The organism is Nitrosomonas halophila (genome assembly GCF_900107165.1).
Classification (GTDB): Bacteria; Pseudomonadota; Gammaproteobacteria; order Burkholderiales; family Nitrosomonadaceae; genus Nitrosomonas; species Nitrosomonas halophila.
The window spans coordinates 73,265-93,622 of sequence record NZ_FNOY01000001.1 but is presented as its reverse complement, the minus strand read 5'-3'; the positions used below and the strand labels follow the sequence as shown (position 1 = coordinate 93,622).

The window sequence follows — 20,358 nt, the reverse complement described above, 5'->3', positions numbered from 1 at the left end:
AATCGGGATACACCAAGCAAGGCACGTACCCGCTGGTCAGCACATACCGCCCAAAGCAACCAAATAAGCCGCATAAATGATGCTTGAATAATCGCAAACTCCAGGACTTATGCCAAAATCAAAATCAAAAAGACAACGGCCGCTAAAACAGTCACAGTCATCGGCCAAACTATTACGTGACGTGGCCGCTGCCATGAAATTATGCGACAAAGGCGAGGCAGACGTTGCCCAGCAGCAATTGCTGGCATTGGTCGCCAAGCATCCTCGTAGCAAGCCAGTGCTGTACGCTTTGGTCGATGTAAGTCACACCATACAGAATTGGCACAACTTTGCCTTTTACAACGAGCGATTGTTGCCGCTGGAGCGCGGTGAGGATAGGGAATTCACGTTAAATAACCTGATGGCCGTCTTCACCCAATTATTCTACCCGGGGCTTGCCTGGCACTACGCCAGAGAGTTGGTCGCCCAGTACCCAGATTCCGAATATGAAGAGCAAGCTCGATCTTTTATAAAGACAACCGAACCTTTTTTAAAACAGGAAACTGATGAATTAATCGGTGACCTAGCGTTCACCCAAGAAGAAAAATTTAAACTCAGGGTGCTGCACGACCGGATGCGGTTCTTAACCGAGACGGGGCACCCAGCAGAAGCCATCAGCATAGCTGAGCAGCTGCTGGAAAAAATCCCCAACCTCGCGCCCGTTCTCAATAACCTCAGCCTATCTCAGTACATGCTGGGGGATGTAGACCAGGCAATCGCCACAGCGCAAAAGGTAATCGCACAAGATACAGATAACTTCCATGCCCTGAGCAATCTGGTGCGCTATCACTTTTTGACGGCACAGCTCGATCAAGCACAAACCTATGCCCACCGCCTGCAGCAAATCGACAGCAACAATCCTGATTTTGAGCCAAAACAGGCTGAAGCATTCGCCTTTCTCGGCGATGATAAAAAAGTGTGGGCGGTATATCAGCGAGCAAAAACAAAGGGTCACGAAACCCACCCCGTTCTGCTGCATCTGGCAGCCGTCGCTTCCTACCGGCTGGGTAATGAAAAAAAAGCATGGCAATTATGGCAACAAGCCGTGAAACTACACCCGGGATTTAGCATGGCGCAAGAAAGCTTGGCTGAGAAACCGCTACCTGCCGGTGAACGCAATGTGCCTTGGTACTGGCCGCTCGAATACTGGCTTCCTCAAAATTTCCGGCAGCTATTGAAATTGGGCCAGTGTATGGGGAAAGATATCCAACATCTGAGTGCGAGGGAAATTGAACGAGCCATGAAATCCATGCTGGCGGAACGGCCGTATTTAGTCAAACTGTTCCCCCATATATTAGAGCGCGGCGACCGACATGCGCGTCAATTTACTCTCAACCTTATTCGGGTTGTCGCTTCCCCCGAACTGCTGCAGCTGCTGTATGATTTTGCTCAGAGCCCGCATGGCAGCGATAGCCTACGCCTGGAAGCCGCCCAGTTCATCAACCAGGATCATCCAGCCATGCTACCAGAAGATAGAACCATACCCATGTGGATCGGTGGCAAGCAAACAGAACTGTTCATGATGGGGTTTCAAATTACCGATGAGCCCGAATGGGTCGAAGGGGTTTCTGAAGCCGTGATGGATAAACACCAAGCTGCATACGATTTACTGATGGATGAAAAACCGAAAGCGGCCGAAAAGCTGTTGAAGGAGATTATTGCCGAAGCACCTGACTTCTACACAGCCTACAACCAGCTGGCAGTTGCTTATGAAAAGCAAGGACGCCACCAGGAAGCGCGGAAGCTAATAGAAAAGACCCATGAACGATTCCCCGATTATCTCTTTGCTCGCGTTGGCTTGGCCAGGATGAAATTAAAAGACAAGGAGCTTGAAGCTGCACGCAATCTATTGAAGCCGCTGCTAAAAAGGCCAGAATTGCACATTAGCGAATTTCGGGCCTTGGTCCGTGCCGAAATGGATATTGCCCTGGCCGATAACAAGACCGAAACAGCCCGTGCCTGGCTGGGAATATGGCAGCAAGTCGAGGATGACCATCCAGAGCTTATCGAGTGGAAAACGCGTATTGATGGACCTGACAAGCTGCTGACGGGTTTAATAAAGCAGTTCGCCGGCGGGAAAAACTATAACGAATAATATAGCGATGGATAGCGTTTCAAGTCATTTGGTGCGATTTCAGCCTTTCTTCAACAATACCATCATCGCTCCGCCGCCTCCATCTTCCTGCCTAGCCTGGCAAAAAGCAAGCACCGCCTCACATTGTGCCAACCAGCCGCCAATTAGAGCCTTGAGCACCGGCTGCCGGTCCTTCGACCCATGCCCTCTGCCATGGATGATGCGCACACATCGGTACCCTTGTTGTGCGCATCTCTCCAGGAACCAGGCCAACTTTCTACGCGCCGCCTCTCTCGTCAAACCATGCAAGTCCAGTTCGGCCTGGACATGCCAATAGCCGCTTCGCAATCTGCGCAAACCATTTCGCTGGAGGCCGGGGCGCACAAACGACCACTCTCCCTCCTCGGCCATCTCGAATGCATAGTGATCGGAAAACGTATCTTCCAGGACACTGGGCGCCGCTCTCTTGGGTCGGGGAACGGGTCTCGGTTTTGGCCGGTCGTGTTCCACCCTGGCGGATGTCTGCAAGGGCTTTACGCCTCGCATCGCCTCTCGAAACAATGCTGCATCATCCAGCTCAGCCTCTTTATTAAGGCCGGATGGTTGATTGCCTGCCTTCATCCGTACATCTGCAGTGGCGCCTGTTGCATGTTTGATCTGCCACAAGAAACACTTCCTGCCCTACCTTCAGCCCTAGAAAACAGTTCGTCGGCAGTACTCGGTCGCACCATGATCGAACCGTTTTTCATACTGATACCGAAGATGCCGAATTTCCCATCAATCGGCATTCTCCAAGTATCTTTCAGCGTCCAATGCCGCCATGCAGCCGGTACCCGCACTGGTAACAGCCTGGCGGTAAATATGATCCTGCACATCTCCCGCAGCGAATACGCCGGGTATGCTCGTCGCGGTGGCATTGCCCTCATTTCCGCCACGCGTCACTATATAGCCATTATGCATGTCCAGCTGCCCCTGGAAAAGATCGGTATTGGGATGATGGCCAATGGCGATAAACACCCCTTGCAAATCCAGGTCACGCACCGCGTCTTCCTGAGTATGGCGGACGCGAATGCCTGTCACGCCGGATTCGTTACCGAGGACTTCTTCCAATACCTGATTCAGAGCCAATTCAATTTTGCCGCTTTTAACTCTGTCCATCAGCTTATCTATCAGGATTTTCTCTGAACGAAACTTGTCTCGCCGATGTACCACGGTCACTTTGCGCGCGATATTCGAAAGATATAATGCCTCTTCCACGGCGGTATTGCCTCCCCCGATCACGGCCACATCTTGCTCTTTGTAAAAAAAGCCATCGCAAGTTGCACAGGCTGAAACCCCCTTGCCCATAAATGCTTCCTCCGAAGGAAGGCCGAGATATTTTGCGGACGCACCCGTGGCAATGATCAAGGCATCACAACTATAGGTTCCCTGATCGCCGACCAACGTGAATGGTTTCTCCAACAATTTAGCAGTATGAATATGGTCAAACACGATTTCCGTTTGGAAACGCTCTGCATGCTTTTGAAAACGTTCCATCAGTTCCGGACCCTGCACGCCCATGGCATCGGCCGGCCAGTTATCCACATCGGTCGTCGTCATGAGTTGACCACCTTGCGCAAGCCCGGTAATGACAACCGGATGGAGATTGGCACGGGCAGCATAAATCGCTGCCGTATAGCCAGCAGGCCCTGAACCGAGAATGATCAATTTTGAGTGTTTAGTTGTTGTCATGATTGAATAAAATAGTATTGATTCCAGGAAGATGAAACTTGATAAGTTGCGCAGCCGCATCGCCCGCCGGGCAATACTAGCCAAGCAATCTCTACTACCCGTGATGTGCTGATAAGTGCCTACTTGCCATGGGCACCGCTTGATGAATCCATTGGCATTTTCTTGAGCACAATAAAATACTCGAATACCTTTAAATCGCCAGCCGATGCCTTGGGGCGGGCAATCATCAATGCGCGCTCTTGCTCACTTTTGTCATTCAGCAATAAATCGCTTGCGTTGAGCGGATGATTGGGGAAATACATCTGGGTTGTAAGCGGCATATAATCCGGGTGAGCAACCTTGAAATGGATATGCGGCGGCCGCACCCAATTGACCGTTGCGGGATAGGCGCCAGGAAATACTGTTCTGAATAAAAAAGCACCCTCTGCATCCGTCAATACAACAGCATATCCCTGAAAATCCGGATCGATTGGTGCTGGATTGGGATCATAAGGATGCTGATAGCGCCCGGCTGCATTGGCTTGCCAGATTTCTACCTGCGCCCCCCTGATGGGACCGCCCTGAGTATCAGTCACAGTCCCTGTCAGCAATATATGTCTGCCCTGCGCGAGAGCCTGCCGGTCGCCAATACGCGTCAAATCATGATCCTGATCACTCAAGCGGCTCATGGGATAAAACGGCCCCTCAATTTCGGCGGGCGTTACCGGGAAATTCTTTTTTGCCATGACTGGGTATGCTCGAACGGAGAAGCAGCTTGCCAGGCTGGCCAACAGCCCATACTTGAGCAACATTCTCCGCGATCCACTTTCCATATTAACCTAAATTCATCAGTTGAGCAGACGCTGCAGAAGGCAATTTGCTTGGTATGGACCCCCGTGCAGCACCGCGCCTTGGCGTTTCCCTTGCATAGTGTTCGGTTGCTGTCAAGCACCTTAAGAAACGCACACCCCGGTTCATCAGGTCAATGATTCAGGCGCACCACCGCAGATTGGCATACACCTACAATTTCTGCTCGAGCCAACCAGGCACGCTCGCCAATGCCTGCGGCAGTTTTTCCGGCATGCTGCCACCTGCCTGCGCCATATCCGCGCGCCCACCACCTTTGCCTCCTACCTGTTGCGCCACGAAATTAACCAGATCACCCGCCTTCAGTTTCGCTGTTAGATCATCTGACACACCGGCTATAAGCGAAACCTTATTGTTCTCGGTTGTTCCCAGCACCACAACACAGGATTTCAATTTTTGCTTGAAATTGTCCAATGCTTCCCGCATGGTCTTTGCATTGCCCCCCTCAAGCTTGGCGGCCAGCACTCGAACCCCTTTGACCTCCTGCGCATCCTCGATTAAAGCAGACCCCTGCAACCCCGCCAGTTTCGATTGCAAGATAGCAATCTCCTTTTCCATCTGTTTGACGTGATCCAGTATCTGCGACAATTTATACGCGACTTCCTGCGGCGCGGCTTTTAGTGCGCCGGCGATTTCCAGAAGCTGTTGCTCCTGCCGTTGGCTGTACGCCAGAGCGGCGTCTCCGGTGACGGCCTCGATGCGGCGGATACCGGCGGCGACACCCGACTCTGCAACGATCCGGAAAAAACCGATATCGCCACTATGTGCGACATGGGTGCCACCGCACAACTCGGTCGAAAATGCCCCCATTTCCACCACCCGCACCGTATCACCATATTTTTCACCAAAGAGCGCAATGGCTCCCTTTTTGACCGCTTCATCATACGCCATCGATTGTGTTGCAACCCTGTGATTCTGGCGAATATGCGCATTGACAAGGTTTTCCACTGCGCGAATTTCATCGGCTTGCATGGCGCTGTGATGCGAAAAATCAAAACGCAGCCGATTCGCATCGACCAATGAGCCCTTTTGGGTGACATGCTTGCCCAGCACTTGGCGCAAGGCTGCATGCAGCAAGTGTGTTGCGGAATGGTTATAGGCAGTATGGATACGCGCGCTGGGATCGACCTTGGCCACAACCGCATCGCCAACCGCCATCCGACCGCTGCGCAGCAGTCCCTTGTGGCCGAATACATTCGCCTGGATTTTCTGCGTATCCTCCACAGCAAAAGTCCCGCTGCTGGCCAGTAATTCACCACGATCACCGACCTGCCCGCCTGATTCGGCGTAGAAAGGCGTACGCTCAAGCACAATCACGGCCTCTTCGCCCGCCTCGATAAACTCTACGTGGCTGCCCTGCTTGTATAACGCCAGAATCTGCGCATCCTGCTGCAGGGTTTCATAACCATGAAATTCAGTGGGCAGGCCAGTGTATTCAAGACCGGCCTGCATCGAAAATTTTCCACTCGCACGCGCGCGCTCCCGTTGCTGCGCCATGGCCGCCTCAAAGCCAGCCTGATCAATGGCTACCCCCCGCTCTCGGGCGATATCCGCAGTCAGGTCGACCGGGAAACCAAAAGTATCGTACAAGCGAAATACAAGCTCGCCGCCAAGCATTTGTTTTTCCTGACGCAGGACTGCTTCCAGCACCTCCATGCCATTATCCAGCGTTTCCGCAAAACGCTCTTCTTCTTGCCTGAGCACTGCCGTTACATGCTCTTGTGCCGCCATCAGTTCTGGATAAGCCTGCCCCATGACATGTGCCAGATCATTGACCAGCAAATGGAAGAAAGGCTGCTTCTGCCCCAATCGGTAGCCGTGACGGATCGCGCGGCGGATGATACGCCGCAACACATATCCCCGGCCTTCATTGCCGGGAATGACACCATCCGTGACAAGGAATGCACAGGCACGGATATGGTCGGCAATCACCTTGAGCGAATTGCTCGACAGTTCTTGAGTATTCGTCACCCGGGCCGCCGCTGCAATCAGATCACGAAACAAATCGATCTCGTAGTTGCTATGCACCTGTTGCATGACAGCAGCGATACGCTCCAGACCCATACCGGTATCCACCGAAGGTTTCGGCAACGGATGCAATTGGCCGCTGGCATCGCGGTTATATTGCATGAAAACCAAATTCCAGATTTCGATATAGCGATCGCCCTCTGCATCCTTTGATCCTGGCGGACCGCCGGCAACCTCCGGCCCATGATCATAAAAGATCTCTGAACACGGACCACATGGCCCCGTATCTCCCATCTGCCAGAAATTATCCGAAGTGCCGATACGCACCAGCCTGGCAGGCATGATCCCGACTTCATTCAGCCAGATATCGGCCGCTTCATCGTCTTCCGCATAAACAGTCGCCCACAACCGGTCTTTGGGAATACCGAGCGTATCGACCAGAAACTCCCAAGCAAACAGGATGGCGTTACGCTTGAAATAGTCACCAAAACTGAAGTTGCCGAGCATTTCAAAAAAAGTATGGTGACGGGCGGTATAGCCGACATTCTCCAGATCGTTGTGCTTGCCGCCTGCACGCACACAACGCTGGGCGCTGGCGGCACGGACATAGGCGCGCTTATCCTGACCCAGAAAGACATCCTTGAACTGCACCATGCCGGCATTGGTAAACAGCAAGGTGGGATCATTGCCCGGCACAAGTGCGCTGGAAGGTACAATCACATGTCCATGTGACTCGAAGAACTCGAGGAATTTCTGTCTGATTTCGCTGCTTTTCATATTGATATTTTATGTAACCACCTTCCGGATACTGTTTTAATCAGGATCTGTTTTGCGCACCATGGGGCTCAGTTTTCCATTTCGCAATCACGCGACAATACGCGACTGATGGCCTCGGACGAGAAACCCTTGCCTGCCAGAAAACGGATTTGCTGGCTCCGCGCCTTCCAATCAGCCGGCGGCATACCAAATTTTTTACGCAGCAGGGCATGCGCACGGGATACTTCGGTTTGCTTGAGATCTTGTAACGCCGCTGTAATCAAATGCTCGGCAATGCCTTTCATGCGCAACTCATGCTGGATCCGCTTGCTGCCATACTTCAATCGGCGTGCGTGAACCATCTGTTCGACGAACCGCTCGTCCGATAACAGCCGCTGCTGCTCCAAGTCATCCAACAGCACTGTCAATTCCGCGGGCACTTGCGCATAAGCGGATAATTTTTTTTCCAGCTCCTGTCGCGAGTGTTCCCGCCGCGCAAGATAACCCAAAGCGCGAGCATGCAGGCTCAACCTGGCATTCATGCTTGAGGGGAGACCGGCTCCGTTTGAGTCGGTTGGCCTTGGACCAAGTTAACCGCGGCCCGAATTTTCTCCTCGATCTCACGTGCGATATTCTTATGCTCTTTCAGATAGTCGCGCACATTATCCCTACCCTGCCCAATCTTTTCACCATTGTAAGCGTACCAGGCGCCAGATTTCTCGATCAGTTTATGCAACACCCCCAGCTCGATTATTTCGCTCTCACGTGAAATCCCCTCGCCATACAAAATGGCAAAATCCGCTTGCTTGAAGGGGGGTGCCACCTTGTTTTTAACAATTTTAACCCGGGTTTCATTGCCAACCACCTCATCCCCCCGCTTAATCGAGCCGGTGCGGCGGATATCCAATCGCACCGAAGCATAAAATTTCAGTGCATTGCCGCCGGTCGTCGTCTCGGGATTGCCAAACATCACACCAATTTTCATTCGGATCTGATTGATGAAAATCACCATCGTATTACTGCGTTTAATATTGGCGGTCAATTTGCGTAACGCCTGGGACATGAGCCTGGCGTGCAACCCCATCTGCGGCTCACCCATTTCACCTTCTATCTCGGCCCGGGGTGTCAATGCGGCGACAGAATCGACCACGATCACATCCACCGAACCGGACCGCACCAGCATATCGGTAATCTCCAATGCCTGCTCGCCATTATCCGGCTGGGAAATCAACAATTCCTGTACCTTGACACCGATCTTTTGCGCATACTGCGGATCCAGCGCATGCTCGGCATCGATAAACGCGGCCGTCCCGCCAAGCTTCTGCATTTCGGCAATGACTTGCAAAGTCAAAGTGGTTTTGCCGGAAGACTCCGGCCCGTAAATCTCGACAACCCGTCCACGTGGCAACCCGCCCACGCCGAGCGCGATATCCAGCCCCAGTGAACCGGTAGACACCACCTGAATATCATTGGCCACATCGTTGTCACCCAGCCGCATGATTGAACCCTTGCCATATTGTTTCTCGATCTGGGCAAGAGCTGCTGAGAGTGCTTTATTTCTATTTTCGTCCATAATTATCCCTGAGAAAAGCTTGTTAAATTATCGCACATTCGACGGCCTAATAAAAAAGAGCAATACAACGCCAACTGACACGCCAAACCGTGGAATATCGCCAAAAACTTCAAGCAACCGGCTGACCTGCGATATAATCCAGAGCTTGCCGCAGCCAGAAAATTTTTGTTTTCGCTGGCTCAAAAATAAATCATAAAAATTATCGTTCGTTTTCGGTAAAAATTAAGGAGATTAGCCATTCGTATTATTTTGCTAGGCGCGCCGGGAGCGGGCAAAGGTACACAGGCAGCTTACATCCGGGAGCATTTCGCCATTCCACAAATTTCTACAGGAGACATTCTCCGTAACGCTGTCAAGGAAGGTACGGAACTGGGCATCATGGCCCAAAAGATCATGGAATCCGGGGGCTTGGTTTCGGATGACATTATCATCAACCTCGTGCAAGCACGTATCCAAGAGCCCGATTGTGCCAACGGTTTTTTGTTTGACGGATTTCCTCGCACCATTCCCCAGGCTGATGCGCTCAAGGCCGCTGCGGTAGCTATCGATTATGTTGTCGAGATCGATGTGCCTGATGCCGAGATCATAAAACGCCTGTCCGGGCGTCGCGTACACCCATCATCTGGGCGCACCTATCATATCGCGTTCAACCCACCCAAGGTAGCTGACCGAGACGACATCACTGGAGAAGCACTGATTCTGCGTGACGATGACCGCGAAGAAACCGTACGCAAGCGTCTGGAGGTCTACCACCAGCAGACACGCCCCCTCGTCGACTATTATCTCGAGTGGGCAGCGAGCGGCACACAGCATGCCCCTCGCTACATCAAAGTGGCCGGGACCGGCAATGTCGAAACCATACGCAACGACATCCTCACGGCACTCAAATAAACCACAAAAACTTGCTCGTGATGTTCTCTGGACCTTGAAATAATCCGATGGCGTGTTGACCAATGCAGTGATTCGATCATGTAGTAGACTTATTCACGAGCGCTCACTAGCTGAATGCTCTGCTTATGCCAGTGAGTAACAATAAGGTTTTGACTAACCAGGAGAAACGAAAAACATGGCGATAAAAAATGCATTTTATGCTCAGTCCGGTGGCGTAACTGCCGTCATCAACGCCTCAGCTGCCGGTGTGCTGGAAACAGCACGTGCGCACCCGGATAAAATTGGTAAAGTTTACGCGGGTCGCAATGGCATTATCGGAGCACTGACCGAGGATCTCATCGATACGAGCGCAGAATCCGCCGAAGCGATCCGAGCCCTGCGTCACACGCCATCAGGCGCTTTTGGCTCCTGTCGCTACAAACTGAAAAGCCTGGAAGACAACCGGCGTGAATATGAACGCCTGATAGCCGTCTTCAAGGCGCATGACATTGGTTATTTTTTCTACAATGGTGGCGGCGACTCGGCCGACACCTGCCTGAAAGTTTCTCAGTTAGCCAACACCCTCGGCTATCCCATCCAGGCGATTCATGTTCCCAAAACGGTAGATAACGATTTACCCATCACGGACTGCTGCCCGGGATTCGGTTCGGTCGCAAAATATATCGCGGTTTCGACGCGTGAAGCGAGTTTCGATGTTGCCAGCATGGCCAAAACTTCGACCAAGGTATTCATTCTCGAGGTCATGGGACGGCATGCGGGCTGGATCGCAGCAGCGGGCGGACTGGCATCCAGCGAGGATTGCCAAATTCCAATCATCATCCTGTTCCCGGAAGTCGCTTTCAACCAGGAAAAATTCCTGGCAAAAGTCGACCACTATGTCAAGCAATATGGTTATTGCACGGTTGTCGTTTCTGAAGGCGTGAAAGGGGGCGACGGTAAATTTCTCTCCGACCAAGGATTGCGTGACGCTTTCGGTCATGCACAGCTAGGTGGCGTGGCACCGGTGGTGGCAAATATCGTCCGGGATGGCCTGGGACTGAAATATCACTGGGGCGTTGCCGATTATTTGCAGCGCTCGGCGCGCCATATCGCTTCCAGAACGGATGTGGAACAGGCCTATGCCATGGGCAAGGCAGCCGTGGAATATGCAATTGCTGGCCATAATTCAGTGATGCCCACCATCGACCGCACTTCGAGTTCGCCCTATGCCTGGAAAACAGGTATGGCTGAGCTCTCCAAGGTGGCCAATGTAGAAAAAATGATGCCAGCTGATTTTATCAGCGCGGATGGTCTTGGCATTACGGACAAGTGCCGCGAATACCTCGCGCCCCTGATCGAAGGAGAAGACTACCCTCCCTACAAAAATGGGTTGCCCGATTATGTCAGACTGAAAAATACAGCGGTCGACAAAAAACTGGATGAATTCAAAATTTAAAAATGTAGATTTAAGTTGTTATGTATCAAGCAGCTGAACCGATAAAATATGCGGCTTGGCTGCATTGTGATTTAGCTTGTGGATTGATGCGGGGCTATCAGGCCTAGTTCCGCATACATTTGGGTTGGTCTGATTTTAATTGGAGTTTCTTTATGGCAAACGGTTTAACGATAGCAATCCTCAGTGCGATGCTTGCCCTGATTTTCAGTGGCATGTGGATTCGGCGTATTTACGCACAATCCGCTGGCAACGCACGCATGCAGGAAATTGCGGCTGCCGTGCAGGAAGGCGCGTCGGCTTATCTTAAACGTCAGTATATGACAATCAGCATGGTGGGCGTGATCCTGTTTCTTGCCATCGGCCTCGCCCTTTCCTGGGATGTTGCCATCGGCTTCGCCCTTGGTGCAGCGCTTTCTGGCTTGGCCGGCTTCATGGGCATGACGGTCTCAGTTCAAGCCAATGTACGTACCGCCGAAGCGGCGCGCAGCGGATTGAATGAAGCACTGGCCATCGCTTTTCGTGGTGGGGCCGTGACTGGCATGCTGGTGGTTGGACTCGGACTGCTGGGTGTCGCTGGCTATACAGCTATGTTATTCAGTGGTGCAGATGAAAGTGCGTCGATCAGTGAAATCATTCGTCCACTGATCGGTTTTGCCTTTGGGGGCTCACTGATTTCCATCTTTGCCCGGCTGGGTGGCGGCATTTTTACAAAAGGCGCGGACGTCGGCGCGGATCTAGTCGGTAAAGTTGAAGCAGGCATTCCTGAAGATGATCCACGCAACCCTGCGGTCATTGCCGATAACGTGGGCGACAACGTGGGTGACTGTGCAGGCATGGCGGCCGACTTGTTCGAGACCTATGCCGTCACGATCATCGCGACCATGTTGCTGGGTGCACTGCTCTTTCAGACCAACACAGGCAATGCCATCGTTTATCCCCTGATGCTGGGCGCAGCATCCATTGTCGCCTCGATCATTGGCTGCTACTTCGTCAAAATGCGTGAGGGCGGCAAAATCATGAATGCGCTCTATCGTGGACTGGCAGTGGCCGGCGGGATTGCATTCTTTGCTTACCTGCCAGTAACCGTATGGTTCATGGGTGACGCAACCCTGACACTGGGCGACGTCGAAGTAGGCGGCGGCGAGCTGGTCATGCGACTGTTTGCTAGCGCAACGATTGGCCTAGTGCTGACAGGTCTGATGGTCATCATCACCGAATACTATACCTCGACTGAATACCCGCCCGTGCAGCACATCGCCAATGCCTCCACCACCGGCCATGCTACCAATATCATCGCCGGCCTGGGAGTATCCATGCGCGCAACAGCGGCACCCGTGCTGGCGGTATGTATCAGTATTTTCATCGCTTACTCGCTGGCCGGACTGTACGGTATCGCAGTTGCTGCAACTGCCATGCTGTCCATGACCGGAATCATCGTGGCACTCGATGCTTATGGCCCGATCACTGATAACGCAGGCGGAATTGCCGAAATGGCAGGCATGCCGGAATCCGTGCGTGCCATTACAGACCCACTCGATGCGGTTGGCAATACCACCAAAGCAGTTACCAAAGGCTATGCCATCGGCTCGGCTGGATTGGCTGCCCTGGTGTTATTCGCCGATTATACGCATGGCCTCGAGCATATGGGCAAAGTACTCTCACTCTCCTTTGATTTATCCAATCATCTGGTGATTATCGGCCTCTTTATCGGGGGCATGGTGCCTTTCCTGTTTGGCGCATTGTCCATGGAAGCAGTTGGCCGTGCGGCGAGCTCGGTTGTCATCGAAGTACGTCGTCAGTTCAAGGAAATTCCGGGCATCATGGAAGGAACCAGTAAACCAGACTACTCGCGTGCAGTCGATATGCTGACCAAATCGGCAATCAAGGAAATGATTATCCCATCATTGCTACCGGTACTCATCCCGATACTGGTCGGCGTATTCCTGGGTCCGCAGGCCCTGGGCGGTGTATTGATGGGATCGATCGTCACGGGTATCTTCCTCGCCATCTCCATGACTGCCGGCGGCGGCGCATGGGACAATGCAAAGAAATATATTGAAGATGGCAACTATGGCGGCAAAGGCAGCGAAGCACACAAAGCTGCCGTAACCGGTGACACGGTCGGCGATCCCTACAAGGACACCGCTGGCCCGGCCATCAACCCGTTGATCAAAATCATCAACATCGTGGCATTGCTGATTATTCCATTGCTGTAATCAGCGCGCTACCCCGCAAAAAGCCTACCAGGGGATACTTGGTAGGCTTTTTTTGTGCGCGCATTCCTGGTGATTCAGGGTATTGAGGTCATGGCAGGCGGGGTGGGCAAAGCTTACTGGAGTAGACGTTGATCATAATGCCTCTCCGTCAGCAGCGAGAATCTTTCACCACCCGCTTTGCTATCGCCGTACCGGACCGAACCAACATATTTCTTCACCCATTCTCAGAAACTGTTTGGAAATTCTGAATTTGAGTGATCGTGCCGTAGCATGATGTATGTGGATACGAATATTTTTTCCAAACCGTAAACAGCTTGGCAAGCGACTCGGCATCAAGTCTGACGTTGCACTGGATTGCTTCGCTGCGCTCGCAAAGACGGCAGAAAACAATGGCCATCCGCAATTTCAACCGCCGTCTTGGCGAGGCTCAACGGGCCGCGGCCATCCAGATGCTTTTCGGACAAAGCGCGCACCCATGCCGTGCGTACATAAAAAAACACCCCACAAATACTTATGCGGGGTGTAAAGGCTTCGTCACAAAATCTATCTTTCGTTTGTCCTGACCTTGCTCGAAACTAGAGGAGAGAAATGTTGCTCATTTACGGAGAGATCGATATCACGAGCAACAACTACCATGAAAAAACATTCTTATCTATTCCATTTAGAATAGGTGTCCGATATGCTAGAATCCAATACCGACATATCCACCGACCGTCAGCCCACTCACGTTGACGCCATCGAGCTTGCCGCCAGCCAGCTGATAACGGGCATCCGCACCGATAAAAATTTCCTTCCAGACATTGTAATCAGCACCCACCCCAAACATGACGCCAGGCTGCAAGACCGTAATGGATTCCGAAGGAGGGCTGATGACATGCAGCGCCAGACCAGCCGGAATTACCCAGGGTCTGAATTTACTTCCTTCCATGAATTTGATTTTGGGGGCAGCCGTCAATGTGAATTGACTGACAGTCACCTTGCGTGGATTGAGTGCTCCCCCGGCCAACTGAGTCGGTTCGTTGGCCAGCGCATTGCCGAGTACACTATTGCTGAACTGTTTGTATTCAAACATGAGTTCGGCGAATACACTGGTGCCGGACATCATTCCCCAGACATCATCCGTCAGATTGAAATCAAAACCGGCGCCGACATACCAGGCATCCTTTCCAGCACGATCCTGTGCACCGACCGGCGCCACCGCACTTTGAATCGAAACGCCATTGCGCTTGTTGTCGTTATGCGCAAAACCACCCCGGAAAAACACCATATGCTTGCTTTTACGTTCCACATTACCAAAGGAAACGGCCGATTGCTCCAATTCTCTGACTTTCCGGGCATCTTTGGCTGTATCAGTCTTCACCCTATCCAGTTCACCCCGGATAGACTGCAGCTGCTGTTCCAGCGTTCTGACTTGCTCTTCCAATAATCGCGTTGCTGCATCCTGAGCAAGAACCTGTGGCGAAGCCATCGCTGCCATGATTCCGAACGCACCGATCATAAATCCGGAAGTTGATCGCTTTCTGGGAAAAAACTGCTTCACTTGATTCTCCTTATTGATCTTTTAGTTATATTGGCTGATACGAGTACGCATAATAGAGAAATACCGGGCCCTACCCTTTGATCTATGTCAAGATAACTGCATTTTCTAACACCCATCTGTAAACCATAAGTTGGCAATGATTCACATACTCTCGTCTGACACCCCTTTCCCGCCCTTGGAGCACGCCCTGGTCAAACCCAATGGCCTATTGGCAGCCGGGGGAGATTTGTCACCTGAACGCCTGCTCTCTGCTTATCGCCGGGGCATTTTTCCCTGGTTCAACGATGGCGAACCGATACTTTGGTGGAGCCCTGACCCACGTATGGTATTGTTTCCCAATGAGCTGAAAGTTAGCCGCTCCCTTCGCCAGACATTGAAAAAGAAACGTTACGAGATCCGAACCGATCACGCATTCTCCAGTGTGATACGGGCCTGTGCCGCGCCGCGCAGGAAGCAGGACGGAACCTGGATACACCACGAGATGATTGCTGCTTACAGCGAGCTGCATCGCCAAGGGATTGCACATTCGGTTGAAACCTGGATCAATGGGGAACTGGCAGGCGGCTTGTATGGCGTGGCGATTGGCCAAATGTTTTTTGGTGAATCGATGTTCTCCCGGATCACCGATGCCTCCAAAATTGCCTTGGTGCATTTAGTCAAACAACTAGAGAACTGGAACTTTGGCTTGATCGATTGTCAGATGAAAACAGCCCATCTCGCTTCGATGGGCGCGCGGGAAATTCCCAGATCCTGTTTCGTGCAACGACTGAAAGAGCTCATCCGCGAACCTGGCCGAAATGGACGGTGGCATTTCGATTATACTTATTTGGAAAACTGAAGATTCCAGGATAATTTCCTATACCAGCTGATGGACTTTTATGTAACCAGGCATTATCCATGCAGCTATCTACCGGACCGGCTTGCCCGCTCGCGAATTGCAATGGTAAGCGATACTTTGGATAGCAGGATTTATGCGCAACTGATCAAGCAGGGTTATCGCCGCAGCGGCAGCTTTATTTACCGTCCGGATTGCGACCAATGCCACGCCTGTATACCCGTAAGAGTTGTGGTCGATCAGTTCAAACCTAACCGGACACAACGCCGCATTTGGAAACAACATCGGCATTTGCAGGCTGTCCAGCATGCGCTGCATTTTGATCCCGAACATCTTGCGCTGTATCAGCGCTACCAGAAACGGCGACATGCAGGCGGCAGCATGGATCATGACGACCATCAACAGTACAGCGACTTTCTGCTGACAAGCAATGTCGACTCGCGATTGATCACTTTCCACCAGGGCGAACAATTGCGCATGGTCAGTATTGTCGACCAATTACCGGATGGACTTTCCTCGGTCTATACCTTTTTCGACCCGGATGTCATCGGATCAAGCTACGGCACATACAGCATCCTGTGGCAAATGGCCCATTGCCAGATCCAGAATTTGCCCTATCTTTACCTGGGTTACTGGATCGCGGAAAATCGAAAAATGCGTTATAAAGCCAATTTTCAACCCTTGCAATGCTTGCTGGATGGCCAATGGCAATCCATGGATGCGGCTCACTCCTATTAAAAACCAACCCATGCTGTACAATCTATTCCGACCGCTCTTGTTTTCGCTCGATCCCGAAACGTCACACACACTTACGCTCGACAGCCTCAAGCTCTTCGGGAAGCTTGGATTACTTCCCGAGTGCTCCCTTGACTGCAAGCCAAGTCACGTCATGGGGCTTGATTTTCCCAATCCGGTCGGGCTGGCTGCAGGCCTGGACAAAAATGGCGCCTACCTCGATGCCCTGGCATCACTCGGATTTGGTTTTATCGAAATTGGCACAGTCACACCTCGCCCCCAACCGGGCAATCCCAAGCCACGGCTATATCGCATTCCCCCCGCACAAGCCATCATCAACCGCATGGGATTCAATAACGAAGGCGTGGATAAACTGGTGCAAAATGTTCTGCAATCAAACTATCGTGGCATTTTGGGGATCAATATTGGGAAAAATTTTGATACACCCCTGGCACAGGCAACCGAGGATTACCTGATTGGTTTGCGTAAGGTTTACATGCATGCAAGCTATGTCACCATCAATATTTCTTCACCCAACACTTCACAGCTTAGGCAGTTGCAAAACAGCACCGAGCTCGAATCTTTGCTCAGCGCCTTAAAAACCGAGCAAGCCCGCTTGAGCGATCAATATGGCCGCTATACGCCACTTGCAATCAAAATCGCACCCGATCTGGATGCTTCCCAACTTGAGGTGATTGCCTCGCTGTTGCTAAAATATCGACTGGATGCAGTGATCGCGACCAATACGACGATATCACGCGAAGGATTGGGCAACCTCCCCCATGCCAGAGAAGGTGGCGGCCTAAGTGGCGCGCCATTGACTCAACGCAGCACGGCAATGGTGCATACACTTGCAAGCCTGTTGCAACAAGCCGTTCCCATCATAGGTGTAGGTGGTATCATGTCCCCGCTTGACGCCAGAGCCAAAATGGAAGCTGGCGCAAGCCTCGTTCAACTCTACACCGGCCTCATATACCAGGGACCGGGCTTAGTACAGGATACTGTCTCGGCACTCTGTGCCCACTAGATTTATGCTGGATAAATTCACACTCATCGAACGGATAGACGCGATCTTGCCGCAGACCCAATGCGGGCAATGCGGGTTCGATGGCTGCAAGCCCTACGCGACAGCCATTGCCGAAGGCCGGGCCGATATCAACCAATGCCCGCCAGGTGACAACGCTGGCGTACAAAAGCTGGCAGCCATTTTAAATATTGCTCCCAAACCACTCGATACCACTTATGGCCATCCCAAACCCAAAGCGGTTGCCGTGGTAGACGAGTCGCAATGCATCGGTTGCACCTTTTGTTTACGCGCCTGCCCGGTCGACGCAATTGTGGGCGCAGCCAAGCAAATGCACACCGTCCTGTCCGAGGCATGCACCGGCTGTGAACGCTGCATTGCCCCCTGCCCGATGGATTGTATCAGCATGCAAGAAGTCGCAGAGCCTGCGACACCCGAAATTCAGCAACAATTGGCAGATCGGGCGCGAGAGCGGTACCATTTCCGATTACAACGGCTGGCTCGCGACCAGCAAACGCGCGCGAACAAATTGCAACAGAAGCGGGTCACGGCAAGTACTGCCCAAACCGCCCAGGACATGCCAGCTAGCAAGCAAGCCATTATTCAGGCTGCCATGGAGCGCGCCCGCGCGAAGCTTCCCGGCCACCTTGCAAAACCTCAAGCATAGATTTCGATAGAGTATAAAGTCTGGCATTGAACGCATGCGCATGTTATTTTTGATCAACCGGCGGGGTAGCAGCTCTTGTTCATATGCCCCCCTCACTCACAGCGGCTATCGTTTCGCGCCACATTGTCCATATCACTGAGATATCAGCATGAACGCCGCCAAGCGCCATGAAATTTTCACGCGTTTCAGAAACGCGAACCTCCACCCGACCACCGAACTTGAATACACGACACCCTTTCAGTTGCTGGTAGCAGTCATTCTCTCGGCACAAGCGACCGACAAGAGCGTCAATTTGGCCACCCGCAAACTGTTTCCGGTCGCGGATACGCCCGAGAAAATCCTCGCCCTGGGGGAAGCCGGGCTCAGCCAGTTCATTCAGCGAATTGGATTGTTTCGAACCAAAACAAAAAACATACTGGCCACTTGTCAGATGCTGATAACGCAACACCAAGGCGAAGTCCCCCGCAGCCGTCCGGAACTTGAGCAATTACCAGGAGTTGGCCGGAAAACAGCCAATGTCATCCTGAATACCGCTTTCGGCGAACCCACCATTGCTGTCGACACCCATATTTTCCGGGTCGCCAATCGAACCGGTATTGCACCAGGCAAAAATGTGCTGATCGTTGAACAAAAACTAGCTAAACTCGTACCGAGCGAATTCCGGCACGATGCACATCACTGGCTGATCCTGCATGGGCGTTATGTTTGCAAGGCCAGGAAGCCTGCTTGCAATCTATGCCTGATTGTTGATTTATGCGAGTTTAAGGATAAAAACTTGGCACAAAACTTTGATTCACCTCCACCTCCAGCGGCATGATGTTCAATCCCTCCAGAGATCAGGCTCGGCAATTATTCTTCGATACCTGGCGCAAATACCGCGCAGGAGAACCACTTTCGGGTATGGAGACTATCGCACTGGAAGTGATTCTTCAGCATCCAGAATACCATGCCATGCTCCAGGATAGGGAACACTATCTCGACAAGGATTTTCTACCCGAAATGGGAGAAACCAATCCTTTTCTACACATGATCATGCATGTGGCCATCAAGGAACAACTTGCCATCGATCAACCGGCTGGCATTCGCCAGAAATTCGAACAAATCCGAGCAAAAACAGGTGATGAGCATACAGCGATGCATCACACCATGGAATGCCTGGCAGAAATGCTCTGGCAAGCGCAGCGCCACCAAACGGCGCCGGATGCACAGCTTTATCTGAACTGTATGGATAAATGGTTTAATCAATAAAAAACGGAATGTACTCACCATTCAAGTACATTCCGCTCCAGGTACCGCAGTAATCAATACAGCCTACTGCCCGACAAGACCCTGGCTTATCTTTTTACATGCAAACCTGATTGACCGGAATAATAGAAAGCCAAATTCTCGATATCTTCCTTACTCAGATTTGCGGCCATGCTTGCCATGATCGGATCTTTGCGCTCACCACTCTTGTAGTCATTCAATGCTTTCTCAAGATAGGTTCTTGCCTGGCCACCAATTTTAGGAAAATTCGGGGCTGGGCTGTTGCCATCCAGTCCGTGGCAGGATGCACAGACTTCCTGCGCCTTTCTTTTACCTGCCTCCACATCCGCTGCAACCACTTGCCCTGATAAAATTAATGCCAATCCACTTACCGCAGCCACTACATAGTTTCTCATATTCATAATCCTTGCATTAAGAAGAAAGATCAATTACCCGCATAATAAGCGGCTAGTGCATCGATATCCTCATCGGAAAGCGTACCTGCAATGCCAACCATGGTCGGATGGCTGCGCTCACCAGATCGATAATCCTTCAACGCTTTGACCAAATAAGCTGCATGCTGTCCACCCAATTTGGGAACATGGTAAACAACCGGATATGCGGTACGGTAGTCTGCAATGCCATGGCAACCTTGGCACATAACAATTTTGCTTTTGACTGAATCCGTATCCTCAGCAGCTTGTGCCATGCCTGAAAATGACAGAATCATGCCAGAAGCAACGAGTAGTTTAACGGCTGCTGACTTTTTCACTTTGTGCATCC

General features: G+C 51.9%; 19 protein-coding genes. 10 read left to right on the top strand and 9 right to left on the bottom strand.

Annotated features, from left to right (window positions below; all coding sequences use genetic code 11):
* Positions 1 to 238 precede the first annotated feature (238 nt).
* On the top strand, positions 239 to 2,134 hold the full coding sequence (locus BLV85_RS00420) for a tetratricopeptide repeat protein (RefSeq protein WP_176973874.1): 1,896 nt from the start codon (positions 239 to 241) through the stop codon (positions 2,132 to 2,134).
* A gap of 39 nt (positions 2,135 to 2,173) precedes the next feature.
* Here the strand turns inward: BLV85_RS00420 and BLV85_RS00415 are convergent, their stop codons facing one another.
* The 6 genes from BLV85_RS00415 to recA form a co-directional block, all read right to left on the bottom strand.
* Entirely contained in the window at positions 2,174 to 2,779 is a 606-nt protein-coding gene (locus tag BLV85_RS00415) for a Smr/MutS family protein (protein WP_245725019.1), read from the bottom strand.
* Positions 2,780 to 2,890: 111 nt separating this feature from the next.
* Positions 2,891 to 3,844, bottom strand: coding sequence for a thioredoxin-disulfide reductase (trxB, locus tag BLV85_RS00410; protein ID WP_090411031.1), 954 nt, complete (start codon positions 3,842 to 3,844; stop codon positions 2,891 to 2,893).
* A 119-nt stretch (positions 3,845 to 3,963) separates the two neighbouring features.
* Positions 3,964 to 4,569, bottom strand: coding sequence for a dioxygenase family protein (locus tag BLV85_RS00405; protein ID WP_176973873.1), 606 nt, complete (start codon positions 4,567 to 4,569; stop codon positions 3,964 to 3,966).
* Positions 4,570 to 4,843: 274 nt separating this feature from the next.
* Entirely contained in the window at positions 4,844 to 7,435 is a 2,592-nt protein-coding gene (alaS, locus tag BLV85_RS00400; RefSeq protein WP_090410969.1) for an alanine--tRNA ligase, read from the bottom strand.
* A 68-nt stretch (positions 7,436 to 7,503) separates the two neighbouring features.
* Positions 7,504 to 7,956, bottom strand: a complete 453-nt coding sequence (gene recX, locus BLV85_RS00395; RefSeq protein WP_176973872.1) for a recombination regulator RecX — start codon at positions 7,954 to 7,956, stop codon at positions 7,504 to 7,506.
* Positions 7,953 to 8,987, bottom strand: coding sequence for a recombinase RecA (recA, locus tag BLV85_RS00390; protein WP_090410967.1), 1,035 nt, complete (start codon positions 8,985 to 8,987; stop codon positions 7,953 to 7,955). The genes recX and recA overlap by 4 nt, the downstream gene beginning before the upstream one ends.
* A gap of 237 nt (positions 8,988 to 9,224) precedes the next feature.
* On the opposite strand from recA, the gene adk reads away from it, so the two are divergent.
* From adk to BLV85_RS00375, 3 genes are all read left to right on the top strand, one after another.
* Positions 9,225 to 9,878, top strand: a complete 654-nt coding sequence (gene adk, locus BLV85_RS00385) for an adenylate kinase (protein WP_090410965.1) — start codon at positions 9,225 to 9,227, stop codon at positions 9,876 to 9,878.
* Positions 9,879 to 10,053: 175 nt separating this feature from the next.
* On the top strand, positions 10,054 to 11,313 hold the full coding sequence (locus tag BLV85_RS00380; protein ID WP_090410963.1) for a 6-phosphofructokinase: 1,260 nt from the start codon (positions 10,054 to 10,056) through the stop codon (positions 11,311 to 11,313).
* 152 nt (positions 11,314 to 11,465) lie between these two features.
* Positions 11,466 to 13,529, top strand: a complete 2,064-nt coding sequence (locus BLV85_RS00375; RefSeq protein ID WP_090410962.1) for a sodium-translocating pyrophosphatase — start codon at positions 11,466 to 11,468, stop codon at positions 13,527 to 13,529.
* A 682-nt stretch (positions 13,530 to 14,211) separates the two neighbouring features.
* On the opposite strand, the gene BLV85_RS00370 is transcribed toward BLV85_RS00375, so the two are convergent.
* Positions 14,212 to 15,069, bottom strand: a complete 858-nt coding sequence (locus BLV85_RS00370) for a porin family protein (protein WP_342706975.1) — start codon at positions 15,067 to 15,069, stop codon at positions 14,212 to 14,214.
* 136 nt (positions 15,070 to 15,205) lie between these two features.
* On the opposite strand from BLV85_RS00370, the gene aat reads away from it, so the two are divergent.
* The 6 genes from aat (at position 15,206) to BLV85_RS00340 (ending at position 19,578) form a co-directional block, all read left to right on the top strand.
* On the top strand, positions 15,206 to 15,907 hold the full coding sequence (aat, locus tag BLV85_RS00365; protein ID WP_090410958.1) for a leucyl/phenylalanyl-tRNA--protein transferase: 702 nt from the start codon (positions 15,206 to 15,208) through the stop codon (positions 15,905 to 15,907).
* Between the two features lie 30 nt (positions 15,908 to 15,937).
* Positions 15,938 to 16,642, top strand: coding sequence for an arginyltransferase (locus BLV85_RS00360; RefSeq protein WP_090410956.1), 705 nt, complete (start codon positions 15,938 to 15,940; stop codon positions 16,640 to 16,642).
* A gap of 10 nt (positions 16,643 to 16,652) precedes the next feature.
* Positions 16,653 to 17,666: a quinone-dependent dihydroorotate dehydrogenase gene (locus BLV85_RS00355; protein ID WP_090410954.1), complete on the top strand. Its 1,014-nt coding sequence runs from the start codon at positions 16,653 to 16,655 to the stop codon at positions 17,664 to 17,666.
* Complete coding sequence (locus BLV85_RS00350; protein WP_342706974.1) at positions 17,656 to 18,330, top strand: RnfABCDGE type electron transport complex subunit B; 675 nt, start codon at positions 17,656 to 17,658, stop codon at positions 18,328 to 18,330. Before BLV85_RS00355 ends, BLV85_RS00350 begins: the two co-directional genes overlap by 11 nt.
* Before the next feature lie 148 nt (positions 18,331 to 18,478).
* A complete protein-coding gene (nth, locus tag BLV85_RS00345; protein ID WP_090410950.1) occupies positions 18,479 to 19,147 on the top strand; it encodes an endonuclease III in 669 nt (222 codons plus the stop codon).
* The gene (locus BLV85_RS00340) at positions 19,147 to 19,578 is read left to right on the top strand and encodes a DUF1841 family protein (protein ID WP_090411027.1); all 432 of its coding nucleotides are present in this window, start codon (positions 19,147 to 19,149) and stop codon (positions 19,576 to 19,578) included. The genes nth and BLV85_RS00340 overlap by 1 nt, the downstream gene beginning before the upstream one ends.
* An 86-nt stretch (positions 19,579 to 19,664) precedes the next feature.
* Here the strand turns inward: BLV85_RS00340 and BLV85_RS00335 are convergent, their stop codons facing one another.
* Positions 19,665 to 20,024: a c-type cytochrome gene (locus BLV85_RS00335; RefSeq protein ID WP_425433768.1), complete on the bottom strand. Its 360-nt coding sequence runs from the start codon at positions 20,022 to 20,024 to the stop codon at positions 19,665 to 19,667.
* Positions 20,021 to 20,356: a c-type cytochrome gene (locus BLV85_RS00330; RefSeq protein ID WP_425433767.1), complete on the bottom strand. Its 336-nt coding sequence runs from the start codon at positions 20,354 to 20,356 to the stop codon at positions 20,021 to 20,023. Before BLV85_RS00330 ends, BLV85_RS00335 begins: the two co-directional genes overlap by 4 nt.
* Between the last annotated feature and the right edge of the window lie 2 nt (positions 20,357 to 20,358).